Genomic DNA, 19,277 nt, shown 5'->3' with positions numbered 1-19,277 from the left:
CCTGTACTTGGTAAGTGGGTTTCGGAAAAGGTTACTTGGCAGGAGCGGGAGCAGCGGCGGGGGCTACAGTAGCGCCAGGACCGGCAGGAATCGGGCCTTCGATGTCCTTGTCCTTAAAAGCATCGAGCTCGGCTTGGGTGTAGGCAGCCGCATGGGTGGCGGTTTCTTCACGCACTTTCTTCACCATTTCCGGAGTGACCATGTGGCCGGAGTTGCCCCAGGAGTTGCGGATGTAGGTGAGCACGTAGGAGATTTCCTTGTCGGAAAGCGCACCCTGCGGAGGCATCACACCATTGTAGGTAACACCCTTGACCTGCACCGCGCCGCCGAGGCCGTGAAGAATCACGCGAGTAGTACGCTCTGTGCCACCGAGCACCCATTCGGAGCCGGCGAGCGGAGGAATGGCACCGGGCTGGCCAGTACCCGCGGCGCCGTGGCAGCCACCGCAGATGTTGTACACACCAGCGCCCTTTTTCATGGCGAACTGGAAGGGATCAAGTTCTCCACCTTCCGTCTGAATGATAGGGCGAACATCCTTGGGAGTGCCATCGAAGGGAGAATTCCGGTCGAAACCGAAGCCGCCGACATAGGCACCGAGGTAACCACCGCCAAAGACCATGGCCACCATGGTGGCGATGAAGACCCAAAGGGGCGAAGGTTCCGCGCCAGGACGCACGTCCGGCTTCTCGCGCTTCACCGCTGCATGCAGACGGTCAAGGTCGGTGGAATCAAAATTCTGGGGAGCGTTTTCGTTCATGTCTCAATGATTATTTCGCGTCCTCAGCCACGACTTCGCCGGGCACGGGTGCATCCTTCTTGAGTGACAGCAGATAGTCGACCAGTTGCTCCGCCGCGGGGGTGGGCACCACTTCGAAACCCTTCTTGGGCTTGAGTTCCTTCGCCATGTCCTCGGGGAATTCCAGGGCGTGCGAGGAACCGTTGCCTTCAATCGCCTTCACTTTGTAGAGGTGACGGTAGGAGGGCATCATGCTCCAGGCATTCGTCTTCGAAGCACGCGGCGCATACAGCTTCAGGTGGATGGCGGCGCGCTCCTTGGGGGCACGGTAGCCATAATTGGCAAGGTCGGGACCATTGCGCTGAATGCCGAGCGGAGCCACCGGCTCACCCATGTAGTCTTCCCACTTGCTGGGGCGAACGGCATGCTTGGGCTGGTCGCTTTGATCACTGCCCCAGCCTTTCTTCCAGCCGTCCAGAATACCGACAAAGCTGGGACGAATCATCTGCGTGTGGCACTGGGCGCAACCTTCCGAGATGTACACGAGCTGACCCTGGCGGTCGATCGAGGTGGAGGGGTACACACCCTCGATGCCGTCACGATCCTTGTCGTAGGCTTCAGGGGTGAGCTTTTGCGCTTTGATCACCGGAATGATGACGAGCAGCAGCCAGGGAACGCCAAAGGCGCCGGCCAGGCCGAAAAGAAACTTGCGGGAACCAGTCATGCTACGTGGAGGGAAAGTTTAGGCCGTCGCGGAAGCCGGGGGATGAGTCGGGGCGGGCACAGCGGCGGGGCGCTCGTCGTGATGGTCATGCACCAGCAGGGTGGGAGCCACGCTGCGGCGGCCAAGGCCGAGGACCATGAAGACCAGATGGGTGAAGAACCAGAAGTTCGACCAGAGGATGAAGGCCCAGGCAAGAGCGCGACCCACCAGGTAGCCACGCGCATTGATCACACTGCCGATGAAGGGCTGGTTCCAGTTGTCGGGATTGTTCTGGCTCTGCCCCTGGGCAAGACCACCAATCACCATGCAAGCCACCAGGGCCGTGATTCCATACACGGAGAACCAGAAGTGATTGCGGATAAGACGGGCGCTGAGCCACTCACAACCGGCGAGACGCGGTGTGATGTAGTAGATGGCGCCAAACATCGTCATGCTGAAGAAGGCGTACACCGCAGCGAGGTGGTAGCCGTATTCCGCGTAGGTGAACTGGAAATTCGTGCCCGTCCAGAAGTTGCTGATGAGGGCCGCGATGCCGCTCGTCACAAGGAACGAGGCGGAACCCACGAAGATGAAGCGCAGGGTCGGGCTGGTCTCAATGAGGCTGTGCTTGCCCGAGGTGGTGAGGTGGTGGTTCAGTGCCACGATGCCCGCTGGCACGAGGAGCAGGATGGTCGCCATACCACCAACGGCTGCCGTCCAGGAAGGAACCGGGCCGCCCATGTATTTTTGGAAGCCACTCCAACCGCCGAGGATGATGAGGCCCCAGAAGCCAATCTGCGCGAGCTGGTAGCTGTACACCGGCTGACCGGTGATCTTCGGGATGAAGTAGTAGCACACGCCCAGGCCGAGAGGCGCGAAGAAGAGCATGATGGTTGCGCTCACGTACCAGGCATTGACACCGGCACCGATGGCACCAATCGGGGTGGCAGCGGCGAAGCAGTTGAGCACCAGGTTACCCGTGAGGAAGATCCAGGGGAAGCAAAGCAGCGCGGCAAGCAGGTACCAGGAAGTGAGGTGGAAACCCTGCTGACGATTCGCGCGGTTGTAGTGCACAATCATGTTCACCGCAATGACGAGGTAAGGAATCAACAGCACCGGCCAGACGAAGGAGGGAAACTCCAGCCACTGGAGAGCAGTGCCCGCACCGGAAAGAATGCCGATCACACCGAGAGTCACGCCTACGTTCCAGAAGATGCCAGCCACCAGCATCGTGCCAGCGCCACCTGAAAGGGCCTGACCACTGCGACGGGCCAGAAGCCACACTGCCACGCCGAGGCCGGCCTGCATGGCCCAGCCATAAACCAAGGCTGCCATGTGAGCGGGCTGAAGACGGCTGTAGTTCAGGAACCAGAGCCAGTCGTAGTTCAGGAAGTCAGGGGAGACCAGTTTGATGGAGGCAATCAAGCCCATCACGGTCGAGGCCAGCAGCCACATGGCGGCATTGGCGAAAAGGAAAAGCACCGGCCCCTTCACCGAGCGGTCAATGGCCGCGCGGCGCAGGCTGTCGCTGTTCGAGATGGACGAGTCTGTGGTCGCCATGGTTGGTGGATACTTGGGAAAAACTTACTGGGGATTCGGTGCGGGGGGAGCGGGAGCCGGCGGAGGAGCAGAAACGGGGGGCGGTGGCGCAGGCGGAGTCGCAGGGACCGGAGCGGTTGCAGGAGCCGGGGCAGCAGGTGCGGGCTCGGGTTCCTTGGTAGGAAGCGGGGGCTCAACGCGGCTGCCTGGAGCAGAAGCTGGCTCAGGGGTGGGAGCGGGCGCGGCGGCGGGCGTAGGTGCCGGGGCGGGCTTGGGCTCAGGAGCCGGTGTTGGGGCGGGGACTGGAGCCGGGACTGGGGCAGCCGGAGCAGGCTTCGGTTCCGCAGCTGGTGCGGGAGTCGGGGCTGGAGCTTCGGGAGCCTTTTGTTCAGCAGGCTTCTTGTCAGCAGCAGGAGCCGGGGCCGGGGCTGGTGCTGGGGTCGCAGCAGCGGCCTGTTCCAGCGCGGTCTTCGATCCAGGGACCACGACCTTGCTGGCGCCTTCCTTGCGGGTCTTCAGACCATCGATGGCTTTGGCGAAGACAGCGTCAGGGTTTCCTGCCAGACCGTACTTTTCAAGGAGAGCGTGCTGGTCCTTTTGCACTTCGGCCTTCTTCTTCAGAGCCGTCTCATGACGGACATCCTCAGGAGCGCCGCCGCCGGCCCACTGGAACAGCGTGGCCAGCAAGGCAAAGCTGGCAATCGCCGCCAGCACGCCAAGCGTGGTGGTGAGTGCACGGGAAGGTGGTTGTGTCGCGGGTGATGACATGGATAAGAAGGATGCTGCGCTTGCGGACGACTAGTTGGTGGCGATCACGGACTCCAGCAGGCGCGGGTCGCGGCAGGGATAAAGGCTGGCCTTGGCAAGACGACGGAGGTAAGCCCAGCCGACAAGTCCGCCGATGGTGAGGAAGGCGATGACGTCACCCACCCAGGCACCCGGGCTGAGAAGAAGCTCACCCTTCGTGAGGGAAGGTGCGCGCTCAGGAATGACAAGCCAGTACCAGTCCACCAGGTGCATGACGAGCACCCAAGCACAAACCCAGTTCATGCTGAGGGTCTTCTTTTTGCGACCGGCGGAGAGAAGGAGCACGAAAGTGGCCACGAAGTGCCCCCATACGAGGATGTTGCTCAGGTACCACCATGGGCCGGTGTTGCGCAGGAGGAAGAAGCGCGTTTCTTCCGTCACGTTCGCGTACCAGATGAGGAAGTACTGGCTGAAGGCGATGTACGCCCAGAAGATGGTGAAGGCGAGGAGCAGCTTGCCCATCAGGTGGTAGTGCTCACCCGAGACGACCTTCTGCAGGTAACCATTCCTGCGCACGTACGTGAGCGCCAGGATGGAAGTGGCCATCGCACCCCAGGCGCCGCCAGCGAAGATATAGACACCCCACATGGTGGAGAACCAGGTGTAGTCCATGCTCATCACCCAGTCGACGGCACTGAAGGTCACTGCAAGAGCGAAGAAGAGCAGCGGGAAGGCACAAAGGGCGCGGGAACGGAAGGTGTGCTTGAAATCACCATCCTTGTCCTGCTGAATGCTCCACTTGCGAAGCAGGCCGATGATGCCGATCAGAAACGCGAAGTACAGGAAGGCACGGATGTACCAGAAGGTGGTGTTCAGATAGCCGTACTTGCCGTAGAGGATGTGCAGGTGATGGTTGGACTCCGCCATGTGGTGGAGCGCTTCCTTGGTGGAGGTGCCCGCTTCATGAGCGTGGTGTGCGGCTTCCTTGTGAATCACATACCATTCCCAAAGGGAGTCACGCACGCCAGGGATGAGCGGGAAAGGCAACGCCAGCACCGCCATCCACTTCACACCACCACCGAGGTTTTCAAACAGACGGCGGACCGCCACGCTCCAACCGGAGTTGGAGATATGCTGAAGCATGGTCCAGAAGATGCCGCCGCAGGTGATCGTGAAGAAGAAGAAGAAAGCGAACAACCAGGAGTAGGCAAACTCGCCCTGGCGGTTGACCACCACATGGCCGGCTTCGTCCTTCGTATTGGCGAATCCGAAGAGGTAGATGAGCGAGATGATCGCTCCGATGCCGCCCACCAGGAGCAGGACGCCGTTGAGCTTGCTGATCTTGGCCAGATCCAGCTTCTCTCCGTCGCGGGGCAGGTCGTCGAGTGTCAGGGAATGATGCATGCGGACAGGTGTGTTGCCTTTACTTGCCGGAAACGGGGTTCTTCACAGCGTGCTGGAGGGTGCGCACATAGGCCACGATGGCCCAGCGATCTTCCACGGAGATGTTGGCGCCATAGGAGCCCATCTGGTTCCAGCCATTGGTGATCACGTCGTAGATCTTGCCGTCGGGACGGTAGGCAGCGTTGGCAGGATCGTCGATGCCAGCCCCGGTGAGATCCGTGGGAGCCACCATGGTGTACTTCGTCACCATGCCCTTGCCGTTGCCGGAGGAGCCATGGCAGATCGCGCAGTGAATGTTGTACCGTTCCATGCCGCGCTTGAGCAGCGCATTGTCGAGCACCACTTCCTTCGGGAAGCCGTCGCCATAGAAGTCACCAACTTTGCCGGTGTAGTAATAACCCGTGCCGTGGGTGAAGCCGTACTCCTGCTTTTCAAAACCCTGGCTGGCGGGCTTGCTGGGCATTTCGAAACCGATCGGCATGGTGCCCTTCACAGGGTGGCGCATGGCGTGACCGTCTTCAAAGAAATTGCTGGAGCGCTGGTACTTGACCTTCGCCTGGCGGTCCATGTCCGGGAAGATTTCCCACGGAGTCTTCTCGGTCTTGTGACCACGAAGGCCCGCGAAGCTCACAACGGCCACCGCGACCAGAATGTAGATGAGGAAAAAGTATTTCATGGAATGAGCCCGGGACTCTTAGAGTTCGTCCTCCACCAGTTCGATGTTCTTGCCGCCAATCTCCTCAAGGAGCGCCTTGGTCTCAGCCTGATGGAATTTGGGGTCGCGCGCTTCGATGCAGATGAAGAAGCCGTCATCCGAGAACTTCTTGAACTGCTTCGAGGCGAAGAGCGGATGGTTCAGACGGGGCAGGCCCATGAAGGCGAAGCAGCCAAACAGGGTGGTGAACGCCGAGAACAGAATCGTCAGCTCGAACATGATGGGGAAGAATGCCGGCGTGGTGAAGATGTTCGCCGGTTTCGCCTGCACCACCGTGGGGTAGATTTCCACCTGCGTGATGAACGCAAGAAGGAAGGCCGTCAGCGTGCCCGTAGCTCCGCCAAAGAACACAAAGAAGGGAAGCGACGAACGCTTCACACCCATGGCTTCATTGAGGCCGTGGATGGGGAACGGGGAGTGCACGTCCCAGCGCTGGAAGCCCGCGTCGCGGATCTTCTCGGATGCATGATACACGTCCGAGGCGCTTTCAAACTCCGCCAGGTAGCCGTGTACTCGTTTGAGGGTGGTCTTCGCCATGATTGGTTTCCTCGTGCGCTGGGTGATTAGGCCTTGTTGGGCAGTTCCGGATTGCCAAACACCCCGGGTTGCAATTCGTGGACGCCACGTTCGACATGGTCGTCATGGTGCGGGTTGGACTGCGGCACCACACCCTTCACTTCCGCGATGGCGATCACCGGCAGGAAGCGGAGGAAGAGAAGGAAGTTCATCAGGAAGAAGCCGAAGGTTCCGATGAAGGTCCAGTTATCCACCCAGGTGGCGTCAAAGGTCCTCCAGGAGCCCGGCATGAAGTGGCGCTCCAGGGTGGTCACGATGATCACGTAGCGCTCATACCACATGCCCGCGTTCACGAACATGCTCACGACCAGGACCCACAGCAGGCTCTTGCGCGCCCACTTGAACCAGAAGAGCTGAGGCGCGATCACGTTGCAGAAGAACATCGCGTAATACGTCCACACGCTCGGGCCGTACAGGGTGCGCAGCAGGAAGGCATCACCTTCATACTTGCTGGAGCTGTAGTAGGCCATGAAGAGCTCCATGCAGTAGGCGTAACCGACGATCGTGCCCGTGAGCAGGATGATCTTCGCCATGTTGTCGATGTGCTTTTCCGTGATGAGATCATGCAGGCCGTAGATGGCACGCACGGGAATCATCAGGGTCAGCACCATCGCGAAGCCACCGAAGATGGCGCCCGCCACGAAGTAGGGCGGGAAGATGGTGGTGTGCCAGCCGGGAACGACGGACGTGGCGAAGTCGAAGGACACCACAGAGTGCACGGAAAGCACCAGCGGGGTGGAAAGGGCGGCCAGGAGGAGGTACGCCATTTCATAGTGGTTCCACTGACGGTTGCCACCGCGCCAGCCGAGGGCGAAGATGCCGTACAGGGTCTTCTTGATGCCAGCCTTGCAGCGGTCGCGCAGGGTGGCGAGGTCCGGCACGAGGCCGAGATACCAGAAGAGCACGGACACGGTGAAGTAAGTCGACACCGCGAACACGTCCCAGAGCAGCGGAGACTTGAAGTTCTGCCACACGGCATTGGCGTTCGGCACGGGAGCCAGGAACCACACCATCCACACACGACCCACGTGGAAGGCCGGGTACAGACCCGCGCACATCACCGCGAACAGCGTCATCGCTTCCGACGCACGGTTCACCGCAGTACGCCACTTCTGCCGGGTGAGGAAGAGAATGGCGGAAATCAGCGTACCGGCGTGACCGATACCGATCCAGAACACGAAGTTCGTGATGTCCCAGGCCCAGGCGACCGGCTGCTTCTGACCCCACACACCGACACCGGTGGAGATGAGGTACACAAAGCCGAACACCATGATGCCTGTCAGAAACACTGACGGGACGAACAGCCACCACCAGAGGGCGGGCTGCCTGTTTTCCACGATGCCGCAGATGCGGTTCGTGATCCAAGCGTAGCTGCGGTTGTTGAGCACCAGGGGCTCGCGCTCAAGGATGCGCGGCTTGGCCGGGGCTTCAGAGGATGCTGTCGCGGAATGCGCCATGACGGATAAGGGTCAGGAAATCAGATGTTGTACTTGCTGGCTTCGCCTGCCTTGCGGGCGCGGGTGTCGAGCTTGAGAAGTTCTTCGTTCACGTTGCGAATGCGCGCGAGGTAGCTCGTGCGGGGACGCGTGCCGATGTACTTCAGCACTTCGTAGTTGCGCGGGTTGGCCTTGGCCTTCACCACGTCACTTTCCGGATTGGCAAGGTCACCGAAGGTGATGGCGTCCGCGGCGCAACCGGCCTGGCAGGCCACCTTGAGATGACCATCGGGCACACGCAGCTTGGTGGCATCATCCTTCGCGATACGACGCTGGCGGATCTTCGCCTCTTCAAGACGCTGCACGCAGTAGGTGCACTTCTCGATGACACCACGCATGCGCACAGTGACATTCGGATTCTTCTGAAGCTGCTGCACTTCCTGCGGAGCCCTTTCGCCCAACGGGCCAGCCTTCAGGTTGTTCATCTTGACGCCAAGGACTTCCGTCTTGATGAACGGATTGCGCTTGTTCCAATCGAAGAAGTTGAAACGACGTGCGGTATACGGGCAGTTGTTCGCGCAGTAGCGGGTACCGATGCAGCGGTTGTAGGCCATCGCATTGAGACCGTCTTCGGTATGCACCGTGGCGTTCACCGGACAGACCGTTTCGCACGGAGCAGCTTCACACTGCTGGCAGGACACCGGCTGGCTGACCATTTCCGGATTGTCCAGCTCTTCAAGGCTCGGATCTTCGGAAACACCGTCGCTGGTGGAGAAGTAGCGGTCCATGCGGATCCACTGCATCACGCGCCCCATGCGCACCTGTTCCTTGCCGACCACCGCGATGTTGTTCTCGCTCTGGCAGGCCACAATGCAGGCGGAGCAGCCGAGGCACTTGGAGAGGTCAATGACCATGCCCCACTGGTGCTCGTTCTCGTAATCGAAACCGTTCGGGTTCTCTTCGGTCTTCTTGCCCACGCGGCCCTTGTACAGGGTCATTACCGGCGGGATGTGGGAGTCCATGCCCTCGGTCGCGGCGAAGTCTTCATCCGCATCAAAGCGGGTCTTGGAACCTTCGCGCACCTGCGCGCGGGCTTCCATGGTGTAATTCTCCTGCGTGATGGCCAGCTCGTAATGCTCATTGGCATTCTCGACCTTGGCGCCGGTCAGGATGAACTCACTCGTGCTGTTGCGCAGCGGGTAGGCGTTGAAGCCGCGATCCTTGCCAACGGCACTTCCCACCTTCTGGCCGTAGCCGAGCGGGATGGTCACGGAGTTGTGTGCATGACCGGGGCACTGCACGGCAGCGAGCTTCAGCTCCTTGCCATTCACGGAGACCTTGATCATGTCACCGTCGTTCTTCAGACCAAGGTCGCGGAATGTGCGGACACTGAGCCAGGCGGCGTTGTCCCAAGTCAGTTTGGTGATGGGATCCGGAGCTTCCTGCAGCCAGGCGTTATCGGTGTAACGACCGTCAAAGACACTGGCGTCTGCAGTGAGGACGACTTCAAAAGCTTCCTTCGTCGGAGCGGAGGCAGGCTTGGCAGCGGCGACAAGGCCACCGAGGGCACCGACATTCACGGAGGCGGCAGCCTTCGTCGCGGCGGAGCCTGCGAGGAAACCGTCACGCAGGGTGATGTTCCACTTTTCCTCGTTCCACCCACCCGCGAGCTTCGCAAAGGTGGCCTTCACAGCCTCATAAGCAGGGTCGGATTCTGCAACAGCAGGAGCCGGGGCAGGCGCGGGAGCGGGAGCGGCCTTGGGATCCGCGGGTGCAGCAGCAGCGGCCGGAGCAGGTTCAGGAGCCGGGCCGATGCGCTTGCGGCCAAGCATCGCCAGCAGAAGTTCGATTTCCGAAGCGCCACCGAAGAGCGGCTGAATCATCGGCTGCGTGATGCCGTAGGTGCCATTCGTGCAGCGAGCATCACCCCAGGACTCGAGGTAGTGCGCCGCGGGAAGCACCCAACCGGAAATACGGCTGGTGTAGTTCGGACGAAGCGCGAGCTGCACCACGCTCATGTTCGTGGTCGCCTTTACGGCTTCTTCAAACCCGGGAACGTCATACGCAGGGTCCGTCTCCGCAGTAACGACAAGCTGCTTGACCTTGTTGGCCTTGATGTCAGTCACGAGTTCGGCAATGCCGCCCGCGGACTTCACCGCATCCACCGTGAAGGTGTCGAGCGTGGCGCCAAAGGCACCGAGCGCCTGATTCATGCTGAGCACGAGGGCTTGCACCGCATCACCCTGACGAGCACCCGCAAGCACGAGGGACTTGCCCTTCTGCTCGGCGAGATCCTTTGCGGCGATGGCGATCCACTTGCGCAGGTCTTCGCTCACACCTGCAGCCAGAGCCGAAGCGGATTGGGAAAGAGCAGCGTTACCAAGGGCCTTGCCAAGCTCTTCAGCGAGCACGGCGGCGGCTTGGGGAATCAGGCTGGCTGCCACCGGCAGGCGGTGATCCGCAATGCCACCCGTGAGGGTGTAGCGGTTTTCCAGCACATAGAGGCGATTCATCTGGTCCTCCTTCTTGGAGGGACCGCGCCACTTCATGAATTGCTTCGTGCCACTGTCGGACGAGGCATCAAGACCAAGGAAGTCGCTATCGAGGGAGAAGATACGCTCGGCCTTTTCGAAGTTCGGCACCAGCTGCACGTTCTCACCGAGACCGGCCTTCACCGCGGCCGCTTCACCAGCGGAAGCCGCAGGGCTGTACACAAACACCTTCGCCTTGGGATATTTCTTGGCAAGATCCTGATACAGCCCGGTGCGCGTAGGGGAGGAACTTGGACTCGTCAGAATGGCCAGGCCTTCACCGCCCGTCTTGCTCCATTCGTTCTCATTCCACTTGCGGATGTTCTTCTGAAACTCAGCCCAGGAGTGCTCCTTCTTCTTGTAGGAGACATGCTTGATGCGGCTGTCGTTGTACAGGTCCAGCACGGAAGCCTGAGCAAAGATATCAAGGCCACCGCCACCGGGATGGTGCGGGTTGCCCTGCAAGTGGGTCGGACGACCTTCATGCGTGACCACGACCATCGGCGTCGCACCCCAGGGACGAGGCATCGAAGTGGCATACAGCAGCGCCTTGCCGGGGATGATCCACTCGACGTGCTTGGTAAAGGGAAGAATCTTCTCGACGGGGCGGCGGCAACTCGCCAGACCGGCCATGGCGGCAATACCGCCAACCATCTTCATGAAGTCACGGCGGGTTTCGCCTTCCCCTTCATTTTCCCCCTTGGCGAGTCCAGGATCGAACTCGCGACCGAGCTTCTCCGTGAATTCAGGCGTCTGCTGATATTCACCGAGGCTACGCCAGTAGCGGCGATCGGATTTCACTTCGGGATGGTTCCAGATGCGTTTCATGCTGAGCAGGGCGGGCGCGGGATTTTAGCGGTGGCAGGCGGTGCAATCTTCCGGCGGGGTGATGCGCCAGTTGTGCTTGAGCTGGGTGCCGACCTCTTTCTGCGTCACCTTGGGTCCGTAAGTCTTTTCGGCGAGGGCCACGATGCCGCTGATGTCGCCAGGGAGGGATTCAGCCTTCTTGTCACCAAGAATGACCTGCGCAAGATCCTCGACCTTGGCGCCCTTGTCTTGAAGCCCCTTGTAGAACTGCTCGCGGCCGAGGTCTTCGGGCTTGTAGTTCAGATTGGTAATCTGGTCGAGCGGGCGAAGCTTGTTTTCAGGCTCGCGGTGGCAGTCAAGGCACCAGCCCATGCTCTGCGGCTCGGCATGCTTCACGACTTCCATCTCATTGACCTGGCCATGACAGCTCACACAGGAGACGCCGCGGGCAAGGTGGACGCTATGGTTGAAGTACACGTAGTCAGGCGCCTTGTGAACCTTGGTCCACTGGATGGGATGGCCGTCCTTGTCAGCATTGCGCACCATCTCCAGCTTGGGGCTGTCCTTCTTCACCTGCGCCTTGTCCGGGCCGTGGCAGTTGTAGCAGGTCTGGTTCGTGGGAACGTTCGCGTGGCTGGACTGCTCGATGTAGGAATGGCAGTAACGGCAGTCGAGACCGAGCTCGCCGACGTGCTGCTTGTGCGAGAAGGGAACTGGCTGAGTCGGCTCGTAACCCACACGCGTGTACTTCGGCGTGAAATAGTAGGTCGCGCCAACGACCGCACCCACCACCAAAAACCCGAGGCAGACTGCGATTTGCAGCGGCACCCAGTTGCTCCAGCGAGGAAAGAAATTGCCCATGAGGTAGTTGTTTCAGCGCTTGTGAAAAATTTCACAAGGGTTTTCCATTGTAGAGATGGGCCTGCCGAATGCAAGGCGGGAATGGAAGAATTTTGAACGCCCGCGAAAGAATCGCTGTCGCATGTCGCCCGGTTTTGTAGGAGGCGTCCCGAGTGTTTCATCAGGCATGGGAATTCCGGGACATTTTACCCGTGAACTCGGCAGTGAAAAGTCACGCTTCCGCCCCAATTTTCTCGGCTCCGCTTCGGATTTCTGTTCCCTTGCGACGGGAGGCTCTTTTAGGCTCGCGGGACCCACATTCCTCCCATGAAATCCGCCCGTCGCCCCTTTCTTGCCGGCCTGTTTTCACTGCTGGCTTTCACCTCACCAGCCCTTCACGCTCAAAGTGAAACATCAAAACCCAGAGAGCTTTCCATCTACTGGATCGATGCCGAGGGCGGCGGCGCCACCCTTGTGGTCACTCCGGAAGGAGAATCCATCCTCATCGATACCGGCAACCCCGGCGGGCGGGACGCGGGACGCATTCACAAGCTGGCGACCGAGATCGCCGGGCTGAAGCAGATTGACCACGTGGTCATCACCCACTTTCACGTGGACCACTTTGGCGGCCTGGCAGAGCTGGCGGTGTTGATGCCCATCGGCACGCTTTACGACAAGGGCATCACGGAAACGAGCCCCGACAACAAGCCCAATGACATGCGCTGGACCCTGATGAGCCGACCCTATCGGGATGCCAAGGTAGGCAAGCGCGTGACCCTTGCCGCCGGTGATTCCATTCCCCTGAAGTCAGGCGCTCCCGGCTCCCCTGCCCTCTCGCTCAAGTGCCTCGGTGCCAACAAGAAATTCGTCGCACTGCGCGCCGACCAGGCCACCCCGAACCCGCTCAACGGTTCCGTGCCCGCCAAACCCGAGGACACCTCCGACAACGCCAACAGCGTGGTCCTGCTCCTACAGTACGGTAATTTCGTCTTCTTCGACGGGGGCGACCTGACTTGGAACCTGGAGGAGAAGCTGGTCTCGCCCATTAATCTTGTAGGCGAAGTGGATGTTTATCAGGTGAACCACCACGGACTCGATGTGAGCAACAATCCCCTGCTCATCAAGAGCCTCTCCCCCACCGTTTCCGTCATGAACAACGGCCCGCGCAAGGGTACCAGCCAGTCCGCCATGGACGCGCTGAAGGGTACGCCTTCCATCAAGGCGATGTACCAGGTTCATGAAAACGTGCGCGACGACCGGCAGAACACCACCGAACCAAAGCACATCGCCAACAAAGGCGACCTCGGTGAGGGCTGCCAGGCCAACTACATCGTCTGCACCGTGGAGCCAGAAGGGACGGTCTACAAAGTGGCAGTGCCGGCAACGAATCACATAGGAACGTTTGTGACGAAGAAGAAGCCGTAGGAGGGGCAATGCCCTCACCCTGCCACCTGTCGAGATCTGCGCGGTGGACTGCGGAATTCACGAACAAGCGCCCCTTCCACGCACCGATGAAAATATCGACTTGTCTGACAGCAGCCTTGCTCGCCCTGATGGCCGTTGGCGCAACAGGCACCTCGGCTACCGAGCACATCCTGACCCTGGCTTCAGGCCGGGCCAACGATGCACTCACGATCCTGGCAGATGGGAAGGTCGAGACGAAAGTGGAACTGGGCTGCCAAACGATCTATGGAATCCGTGAGAAGGCCATCCACGTCCTTTCTGCCACCAAGATAGACGGAAAGCTCAAACGCACGCTGCAGGCTATCGATTGCCACACGGGTAAATCCCTGCGTCAAATCGACATCAACGTGCCCTATCAGGCCTGGCTGGGCGGCCCCGATGAACAGATTGTCGTTGGCGAGACGGGTCAGTATTTCCTCATCTCAGTGGAAGATCTTGGCGAAGCACAGGGACACAGGAAGAACTTCTCGCTCGCCATCGTGGACGGTGACACCGGCGCCGCTGAATTGGTACCGCTCCCTGCAGGATTCAACAGCCCGCGACTCCTGAAGATTCCCGACGGCGTGGCCATCTATGGATGGGCGAACTCGGGACTGTATTACTACAACACCTCTTCGAAGTCCCTGGCTACCGTTGTACCTCCAGGTCTGGAACCCGAGGGCAAAAGATATGGAATGGGCGCGAAGAGCCAGAGCGAAGTCTTCCGCTGGAACAGCAAAGGGCAGGTTGAATGGTTTGAGCTCAAGGATGGGAAATTGACACCGGGCAAGGTACTGTACCTGGACGCCTCACCAAGTTGGGTCATTACCTCCACCTTCCATGGTACGCCTGCACTCATTTGCGGAATCAAGTCAGGCAAGGAAGAGATGGTCCTCCTGGCGCATGATGCCGCGCTGGATAAGGAACTGGCCAGGGTTGATGCTCCATTATGCGCCAGCAGGGCGCCTCGGTCGCTTTCGAGCAACGCGAACCTGCTGCTGAACGACTTTGATGGCCACGTTTGGAGAATGTCGCTGTCAGACTTATCGGTCCATGAACTCGTCAAAGTCCCGCCAGAAGTGGCCCCCTACCCACCGGAGATCAGGGTCATCCAGCTCAGTGAGTGACCCGCAGGACTCTCACCCCGAGCCAAAAAGCGGCTTCGTTGCTTGCGGCGATGGGACCGCTCCGCTAAAAAATCCCCATCATGCGTTTCGCTATCTGCAACGAACATTGGGGCAATGAGCCTTTTGAGAAGGTTTGTGAAGACGCCGCGGCCTGCGGCTACCAGGGTCTGGAATTGGCCCCCTTCACCCTGAAGGAAGACCCCCGCGAGCTGACCCTGGCAGATGCCACGCGGCTGGTGCGCATCGCGCACTCCTTCGGTCTGGAAATCATCGGCCTGCACTGGCTGCTCACCCGTCCCACGTGGATGCACATCACCACGCCGGACCCGCTGCTGCGTCGCGATGCGATGCGCTTCGGCCAGAATCTGGCCCGCTTCTGCGGCGCTCTCGGCGGCAAGGTGATGGTGTGGGGCAGCCCCAAGGCCCGCAACCTTCTCCCCGAGTGGGATCGCGAAGAAGCCACGAAGCGCGCCGCCGAAGTGGTCCGCGGCGTGGCCGAAGTGGCCTACGAAAACGGTGCTACGCTCGCCATGGAGCCCCTCGGTCGCAAGGAGACCAACTGGATGAACACCGCCGCGGAAGGCATCGACTTCTGCAAGCTGGTGGATCACCCCGGCTGCAAGCTGCATCTCGACGTGAAGGCGATGAGCGATGAGCCCACGTCCATTCCCGACATCATCCGCAACAGCAAGGAGTGGTTCATCCACTTCCACACGAATGACCCAAACCTCCTCGGTCCCGGCATGGGTGAGGTGAAATACGAACCCATCATCGCCGCACTCAATGAAGTGGGCTACGATGGATGGCTGAGCACCGAAGTCTTCGACTACACCCTCGGACCGAAGGTCATCGCAGAGCGTAGCATTGAGTACCTCAAGAAGGTGATCGCTGCGCAGGCCAAGTAGCAGGACCGGCGTCCGCCAGCTCCGATATGAATCCACCGCCCAGGTCCATGACCCCATTCCCCGCGGGACATGGGCATGACCGGGACGTGACTCACCTGGGGGTGCTGGCGGTCTTCCATTTCATCTGCGCGAGTTGCATCGGCCTGGCGATGCTGCTGGTGGGGCTGCACTACGGCATCATGCACTTCCTGATCAACGAGGGCATGAAGCGCGGCGGAGAACGTTCCCAAATCGAAGTCACCTACATCGAGGATCCCATTCGCATGATGCAGTGGTTCTACATGCCACTCCTGCTGGTGATGGGATTCAGCGCCCTGTGCAATGGTCTTTCCGGCGTGTTCCTGCTGAAACGGAGGCGGCGGGTATTCTCACTCTTCACCGCAGCGAAGAATTGCCTGCAGTTCCCTCTGGGCACAGCGTTGGGCATCTGCACCATCATCGTGCTCAATCGTGAAAGCGTGCGGGCGAAATACGCCGTGGCCGATGGGACGCTGGCCCCGTCAAGGTAATCCGTGGCCCTGCTGAAACACCTTACACCATGAACCCGCCGCCTGTTCCAAGTGCCGTCCCGCCGCACATGTATCACGTACCGGAACGGGACAGGGATGAGGATCATTTGAAGATGCTGGCCCTCTTCCACTTCATCGTCGCGGGAATCGCAGCGGCGGGGTTTGCCGTCACCGTAACCCACTACATGATCATGAAGTCCATTCTGGGCTCCCGTGTGCAGATGGTGACGTCTTCATCAGGAGAGGAACTGGCGATCATCACGCCCATGCCCCCACTCATGAAGTGGGGCTATGTCTTCGCCTTGGTACTCTTCATAGGAGGAATCACGCTCAATGGCCTGTCTGGATGGTTCCTGCTCAAGCACCGGCACCGGAAGTTCTCACTCGCCACGGCCGCGTTTAACTGCGTGCAGTTCCCAATCGGCACGATTCTCGGTGTCTTCACCTTCATCGTTCTCAATCGCTCCACGGTGCGTCTGAAATACTACGCCGCGCATGCTCCCCATTTGCCTCTTGCATGAAAATCATCTTCCACGGCGCCGCCGAAACCACCACCGGCTCGCAGCACCTCATCGAAGTCAATGGCCAGCGCATCCTGCTCGACTGCGGTCTGTACCAGGGTCACCGCGGTGATGCCTTCGAGCGCAATCGCAAGTTCCCCTTTGATCCAAAGACACTCGATGCGGTGATTCTCTCCCACGCGCACATCGACCACAGTGGGAATCTGCCAAACCTGGTGAAGCAGGGCTTCGCAGGAAACATCTATGCCACGGATGCCACGCGGGACCTTTGCAGCATCATGCTGCCGGACTCTGCGCACATCCAGGAAAGTGATGTGAAGTGGCTTAACAAGAAGCGCGAGAAACAAAAGCTTCCACTGCTGGAACCCACGTACAACCGCATGGACGCCGAGAAGTGCCTGCGTCAGTTTGTGACCATCAACTACCACCGCCCCATGCCCGTGGCGGATGGGGTGAAATTCAGCTTCATCGATGCCGGTCACATCCTCGGCGCGGCGCAGGTGATTCTGGACATTGATGACCGTGAGACCGGCAAGAAGAGCCGCCTCCTGTTCTCGGGAGACGTGGGCCGACCCAAGAGCGACCTGCTCAATCCGCCCGAACCCAGCGAAGGCATCGACTACGTGATCATGGAGAGCACCTATGGCGGGCGCGAGCATGAAATGGAAAACGCCAGCGACGATCGCATCTGCGAGATCATCAATGCCACGCTCGAGCGCAACGGGAAGATCCTCATCCCCGCCTTTGCGGTGGAGCGCACCCAGCAGCTCCTGTATTCGCTGAACAAGCTGCGGGAAAGCAACTGCTTCCCCCCCATTCCCATCTTCGTGGACAGCCCCCTCGCGGTGAGCGCCACGGAGATTTTCCGCCTGCATCCAGAGTGCTTTAACCAGGAGGTGTATCAGTTCCTGTTCGAGAAGCGGAATCCCTTCGGCTTCGAAGGCCTGCGTTACATCCGTGAAGCCAACGAATCGCGCCAGCTCAATGACCTGAAGGAGCCCGCCGTCATCATCGCCGCCAGTGGCATGTGCGAGAGCGGACGCATTCTGCACCACTTGCGCAATCACGTGGGTGAGCCCAGCACCACCGTACTCTTCGTGGGCTACTGCGCAGAGCACACCCTCGGATGGAAGCTGCGCAACGGCGCGCGCAAGGTGAACATCCTCGGCGATGAATTTGTGGTGAATGCGCGCATCGAAATCATGGACTCTTACTCCGGCCACGCGGACCACAGCGAGCTGCTCGACTGGTTCTCGCACGTGGGCGGCCCGAAGAAGCAGGTCTTCCTTGTGCATGGCGAACCAGAGCGCAGCGAAGCCTTCCGCACAGCACTGGCGCTGAAGTATCCCTCCAGCAACGTGCGTGTCGCCAAGCTGCATGAAACCGTGACCCTCTGACGCAACTCATCTGCTACAATTCCTTCATCGACACGGCCCGAGTCTTTCTACCTTTCGAATCTCCTTCCCATGAAAGCCCTTTTTCTGACCAACGAGTATCCTCCCAACATCTACGGTGGCGCCGGCATCCATGTGCAGTACCTCACGAAGGAACTCTCCCGGCTCTGCGATGTGGATGTGCGTTGCTTCGGCAATCAGAATGAAATGCTCAATGACCACCTCAAGGTCACGGGCTACGGACTCAACACGGACCTGTGGACCTGCCCCAAACCCCTCGCCAGCGTCTTTGCAGCCGTGCAGCGCGGCTTGAGCTTCAACACGACGAATGTCGATGCGGATGTGGTGCACCTGCACACGTGGTACTCGCACCTCGGCGGTATCCTCGCGAAGCTGAACTATGGCATTCCCATGGTGCTCACGGTGCACTCGCTGGAACCCCTGCGCCCGTGGAAACGTGAACAGCTCGGCGGCGGCTATGACTTCAGCTGCTGGGTGGAGAAGACAGCGATTGAAATGGCCGACGCCATCGTCGCGGTTTCCCAGGAAACCAAGGTGGATGTGCTGCGCTTCTTCCACGCGGATCCGAAGAAGATCCACGTGATCCACAACGGCATCGATCCCGAGGAGTATCACAAGGTCCATGCGCCAGAGGTCCTGGTGAAGCACGGTGTGGATCCGAACAAGCCCTTCGTGCTCTTCGTAGGCCGCATCGCCCGGCAGAAGGGCATTGTGCACCTGGTGCGAGCCATCAAGTACATGGATCCAAACTATCAGGTGGTGCTCTGCGCTGGCGCGCCGGACACACCGGAGATCGCGGTGGAGATGCAGCAGGCTGTGGCTGAAGCCCAGAAGACTCGGGATGGCATCGTGTGGATCCAGGCCATGATCCCCGTGGAGGAGAAGATCGCGTTGTACTCGCACGCGGACGTCTTCTGCTGCCCGTCTATCTATGAGCCGTTTGGCATCATCAATCTGGAAGCCATGGCCTGCGAAACCGCCGTGGTCGCCAGTGCCGTGGGCGGCATCAAAGAGGTGGTCCTGCCCGGTGAAACCGGCCTGCTGGTCCCGCTCCTTCAGCAATCTGAGAGCCCCTACGAGGCTTCACACCCAGAGCAGTACAGCCACGATCTTGCAGAAAGCATCAACCGCCTGATGGCCGACGAGCCCCTGCGCACCCGCATGGCCAAGGCTGGCCGCGAGCGCGCCGAGCAGCACTTCTCCTGGCGCGCCATCGCAGAGAAGACGCATGAGCTGTACGAGTCGCTGGTGAAGCGGTAGACTGATGCGGGCCGCAACATCCCCGCGGCTCGCACGTTTCCCTTCCTATGCGCTTCCATGTCC

General features: G+C 60.1%; 17 protein-coding genes. 7 read left to right on the top strand and 10 right to left on the bottom strand.

All coding sequences use genetic code 11. The features are described from left to right. Positions 1–31 precede the first annotated feature (31 nt). Genes DES53_RS01445 through DES53_RS01400 form a run of 10 tightly spaced genes read right to left on the bottom strand, consistent with a single transcriptional unit; the run spans position 32 to position 12,055 of the window. Complete coding sequence (locus tag DES53_RS01445; RefSeq protein WP_113956429.1) at positions 32–757, bottom strand: c-type cytochrome; 726 nt, start codon at positions 755–757, stop codon at positions 32–34. A 10-nt stretch (positions 758–767) separates the two neighbouring features. Further along, on the bottom strand, positions 768–1,460 hold the full coding sequence (locus DES53_RS01440) for a cbb3-type cytochrome c oxidase subunit II (protein ID WP_113956428.1): 693 nt from the start codon (positions 1,458–1,460) through the stop codon (positions 768–770). An 18-nt stretch (positions 1,461–1,478) separates the two neighbouring features. Then, on the bottom strand, positions 1,479–2,999 hold the full coding sequence (locus DES53_RS01435) for a cbb3-type cytochrome c oxidase subunit I (RefSeq protein WP_113956427.1): 1,521 nt from the start codon (positions 2,997–2,999) through the stop codon (positions 1,479–1,481). Positions 3,000–3,023: 24 nt separating this feature from the next. Next, positions 3,024–3,746 carry a hypothetical protein gene (locus DES53_RS33390; protein WP_147263140.1) on the bottom strand — a complete coding sequence of 241 codons (723 nt, stop codon included), beginning with the start codon at positions 3,744–3,746 and terminating at the stop codon, positions 3,024–3,026. Positions 3,747–3,776: 30 nt separating this feature from the next. After that, positions 3,777–5,129, bottom strand: coding sequence for a hypothetical protein (locus DES53_RS01425; protein ID WP_113956426.1), 1,353 nt, complete (start codon positions 5,127–5,129; stop codon positions 3,777–3,779). Between the two features lie 19 nt (positions 5,130–5,148). Next, entirely contained in the window at positions 5,149–5,805 is a 657-nt protein-coding gene (locus DES53_RS01420; protein WP_113956425.1) for a c-type cytochrome, read from the bottom strand. 18 nt (positions 5,806–5,823) lie between these two features. Next, entirely contained in the window at positions 5,824–6,381 is a 558-nt protein-coding gene (locus DES53_RS01415; RefSeq protein WP_113956424.1) for a DUF3341 domain-containing protein, read from the bottom strand. 26 nt (positions 6,382–6,407) lie between these two features. Next, positions 6,408–7,877, bottom strand: coding sequence for an NrfD/PsrC family molybdoenzyme membrane anchor subunit (gene nrfD, locus DES53_RS01410; RefSeq protein ID WP_113956423.1), 1,470 nt, complete (start codon positions 7,875–7,877; stop codon positions 6,408–6,410). A 20-nt stretch (positions 7,878–7,897) separates the two neighbouring features. Then, the gene (locus DES53_RS01405; RefSeq protein WP_113956422.1) at positions 7,898–11,215 is read right to left on the bottom strand and encodes a TAT-variant-translocated molybdopterin oxidoreductase; all 3,318 of its coding nucleotides are present in this window, start codon (positions 11,213–11,215) and stop codon (positions 7,898–7,900) included. A 24-nt stretch (positions 11,216–11,239) separates the two neighbouring features. After that, positions 11,240–12,055 (bottom strand): cytochrome c3 family protein, encoded by an 816-nt coding sequence (locus DES53_RS01400; RefSeq protein ID WP_113956421.1) that lies wholly within the window; start codon positions 12,053–12,055, stop codon positions 11,240–11,242. 306 nt (positions 12,056–12,361) lie between these two features. On the opposite strand from DES53_RS01400, the gene DES53_RS01395 reads away from it, so the two are divergent. The 7 genes from DES53_RS01395 (at position 12,362) to glgA (ending at position 19,214) form a co-directional block, all read left to right on the top strand. Beyond that, positions 12,362–13,459 (top strand): ComEC/Rec2 family competence protein, encoded by a 1,098-nt coding sequence (locus DES53_RS01395; RefSeq protein ID WP_113956420.1) that lies wholly within the window; start codon positions 12,362–12,364, stop codon positions 13,457–13,459. Positions 13,460–13,545: 86 nt separating this feature from the next. Beyond that, the gene (locus DES53_RS01390) at positions 13,546–14,604 is read left to right on the top strand and encodes an NHL repeat-containing protein (RefSeq protein ID WP_147263138.1); all 1,059 of its coding nucleotides are present in this window, start codon (positions 13,546–13,548) and stop codon (positions 14,602–14,604) included. A gap of 80 nt (positions 14,605–14,684) precedes the next feature. Next, complete coding sequence (locus tag DES53_RS01385; RefSeq protein WP_113956418.1) at positions 14,685–15,509, top strand: sugar phosphate isomerase/epimerase family protein; 825 nt, start codon at positions 14,685–14,687, stop codon at positions 15,507–15,509. Positions 15,510–15,556: 47 nt separating this feature from the next. After that, a complete protein-coding gene (locus tag DES53_RS01380) occupies positions 15,557–16,018 on the top strand; it encodes a hypothetical protein (protein ID WP_113956417.1) in 462 nt (153 codons plus the stop codon). A 29-nt stretch (positions 16,019–16,047) separates the two neighbouring features. Beyond that, the gene (locus tag DES53_RS01375) at positions 16,048–16,539 is read left to right on the top strand and encodes a hypothetical protein (RefSeq protein ID WP_147263137.1); all 492 of its coding nucleotides are present in this window, start codon (positions 16,048–16,050) and stop codon (positions 16,537–16,539) included. Beyond that, a complete protein-coding gene (locus DES53_RS01370) occupies positions 16,536–17,936 on the top strand; it encodes an MBL fold metallo-hydrolase RNA specificity domain-containing protein (RefSeq protein WP_113956415.1) in 1,401 nt (466 codons plus the stop codon). Before DES53_RS01375 ends, DES53_RS01370 begins: the two co-directional genes overlap by 4 nt. 69 nt (positions 17,937–18,005) lie before the next feature. Continuing rightward, positions 18,006–19,214 carry a glycogen synthase gene (gene glgA / locus DES53_RS01365; protein WP_113956414.1) on the top strand — a complete coding sequence of 403 codons (1,209 nt, stop codon included), beginning with the start codon at positions 18,006–18,008 and terminating at the stop codon, positions 19,212–19,214. The last annotated feature ends 63 nt before the right edge of the window (positions 19,215–19,277 follow it).

The organism is Roseimicrobium gellanilyticum (genome assembly GCF_003315205.1).
Classification (GTDB): Bacteria; Verrucomicrobiota; Verrucomicrobiia; order Verrucomicrobiales; family Verrucomicrobiaceae; genus Roseimicrobium; species Roseimicrobium gellanilyticum.
Note: the sequence above shows the minus strand (reverse complement) of the source record. Positions and strands in the feature narration are given on the sequence as shown.

What these genes read in the sequence shown, in the direction of transcription:
- DES53_RS01415 (WP_113956424.1), bottom strand. Translation starts at nt 6,381, where the DNA reads ATGGCGAAGACCACCCTCAAACGAGTACACGGCTACCTGGCGGAGTTT.
- DES53_RS01390 (WP_147263138.1), top strand. Translation starts at nt 13,546, where the DNA reads ATGAAAATATCGACTTGTCTGACAGCAGCCTTGCTCGCCCTGATGGCC.
- DES53_RS01445 (WP_113956429.1), bottom strand. Translation starts at nt 757, where the DNA reads ATGAACGAAAACGCTCCCCAGAATTTTGATTCCACCGACCTTGACCGT.
- DES53_RS01375 (WP_147263137.1), top strand. Translation starts at nt 16,048, where the DNA reads ATGAACCCGCCGCCTGTTCCAAGTGCCGTCCCGCCGCACATGTATCAC.
- DES53_RS01395 (WP_113956420.1), top strand. Translation starts at nt 12,362, where the DNA reads ATGAAATCCGCCCGTCGCCCCTTTCTTGCCGGCCTGTTTTCACTGCTG.
- glgA (WP_113956414.1), top strand. Translation starts at nt 18,006, where the DNA reads ATGAAAGCCCTTTTTCTGACCAACGAGTATCCTCCCAACATCTACGGT.
- DES53_RS01425 (WP_113956426.1), bottom strand. Translation starts at nt 5,129, where the DNA reads ATGCATCATTCCCTGACACTCGACGACCTGCCCCGCGACGGAGAGAAG.
- DES53_RS01405 (WP_113956422.1), bottom strand. Translation starts at nt 11,215, where the DNA reads ATGAAACGCATCTGGAACCATCCCGAAGTGAAATCCGATCGCCGCTAC.
- nrfD (WP_113956423.1), bottom strand. Translation starts at nt 7,877, where the DNA reads ATGGCGCATTCCGCGACAGCATCCTCTGAAGCCCCGGCCAAGCCGCGC.
- DES53_RS01370 (WP_113956415.1), top strand. Translation starts at nt 16,536, where the DNA reads ATGAAAATCATCTTCCACGGCGCCGCCGAAACCACCACCGGCTCGCAG.
- DES53_RS01385 (WP_113956418.1), top strand. Translation starts at nt 14,685, where the DNA reads ATGCGTTTCGCTATCTGCAACGAACATTGGGGCAATGAGCCTTTTGAG.
- DES53_RS01435 (WP_113956427.1), bottom strand. Translation starts at nt 2,999, where the DNA reads ATGGCGACCACAGACTCGTCCATCTCGAACAGCGACAGCCTGCGCCGC.
- DES53_RS01400 (WP_113956421.1), bottom strand. Translation starts at nt 12,055, where the DNA reads ATGGGCAATTTCTTTCCTCGCTGGAGCAACTGGGTGCCGCTGCAAATC.
- DES53_RS01440 (WP_113956428.1), bottom strand. Translation starts at nt 1,460, where the DNA reads ATGACTGGTTCCCGCAAGTTTCTTTTCGGCCTGGCCGGCGCCTTTGGC.
- DES53_RS01380 (WP_113956417.1), top strand. Translation starts at nt 15,557, where the DNA reads ATGACCCCATTCCCCGCGGGACATGGGCATGACCGGGACGTGACTCAC.
- DES53_RS33390 (WP_147263140.1), bottom strand. Translation starts at nt 3,746, where the DNA reads ATGTCATCACCCGCGACACAACCACCTTCCCGTGCACTCACCACCACG.
- DES53_RS01420 (WP_113956425.1), bottom strand. Translation starts at nt 5,805, where the DNA reads ATGAAATACTTTTTCCTCATCTACATTCTGGTCGCGGTGGCCGTTGTG.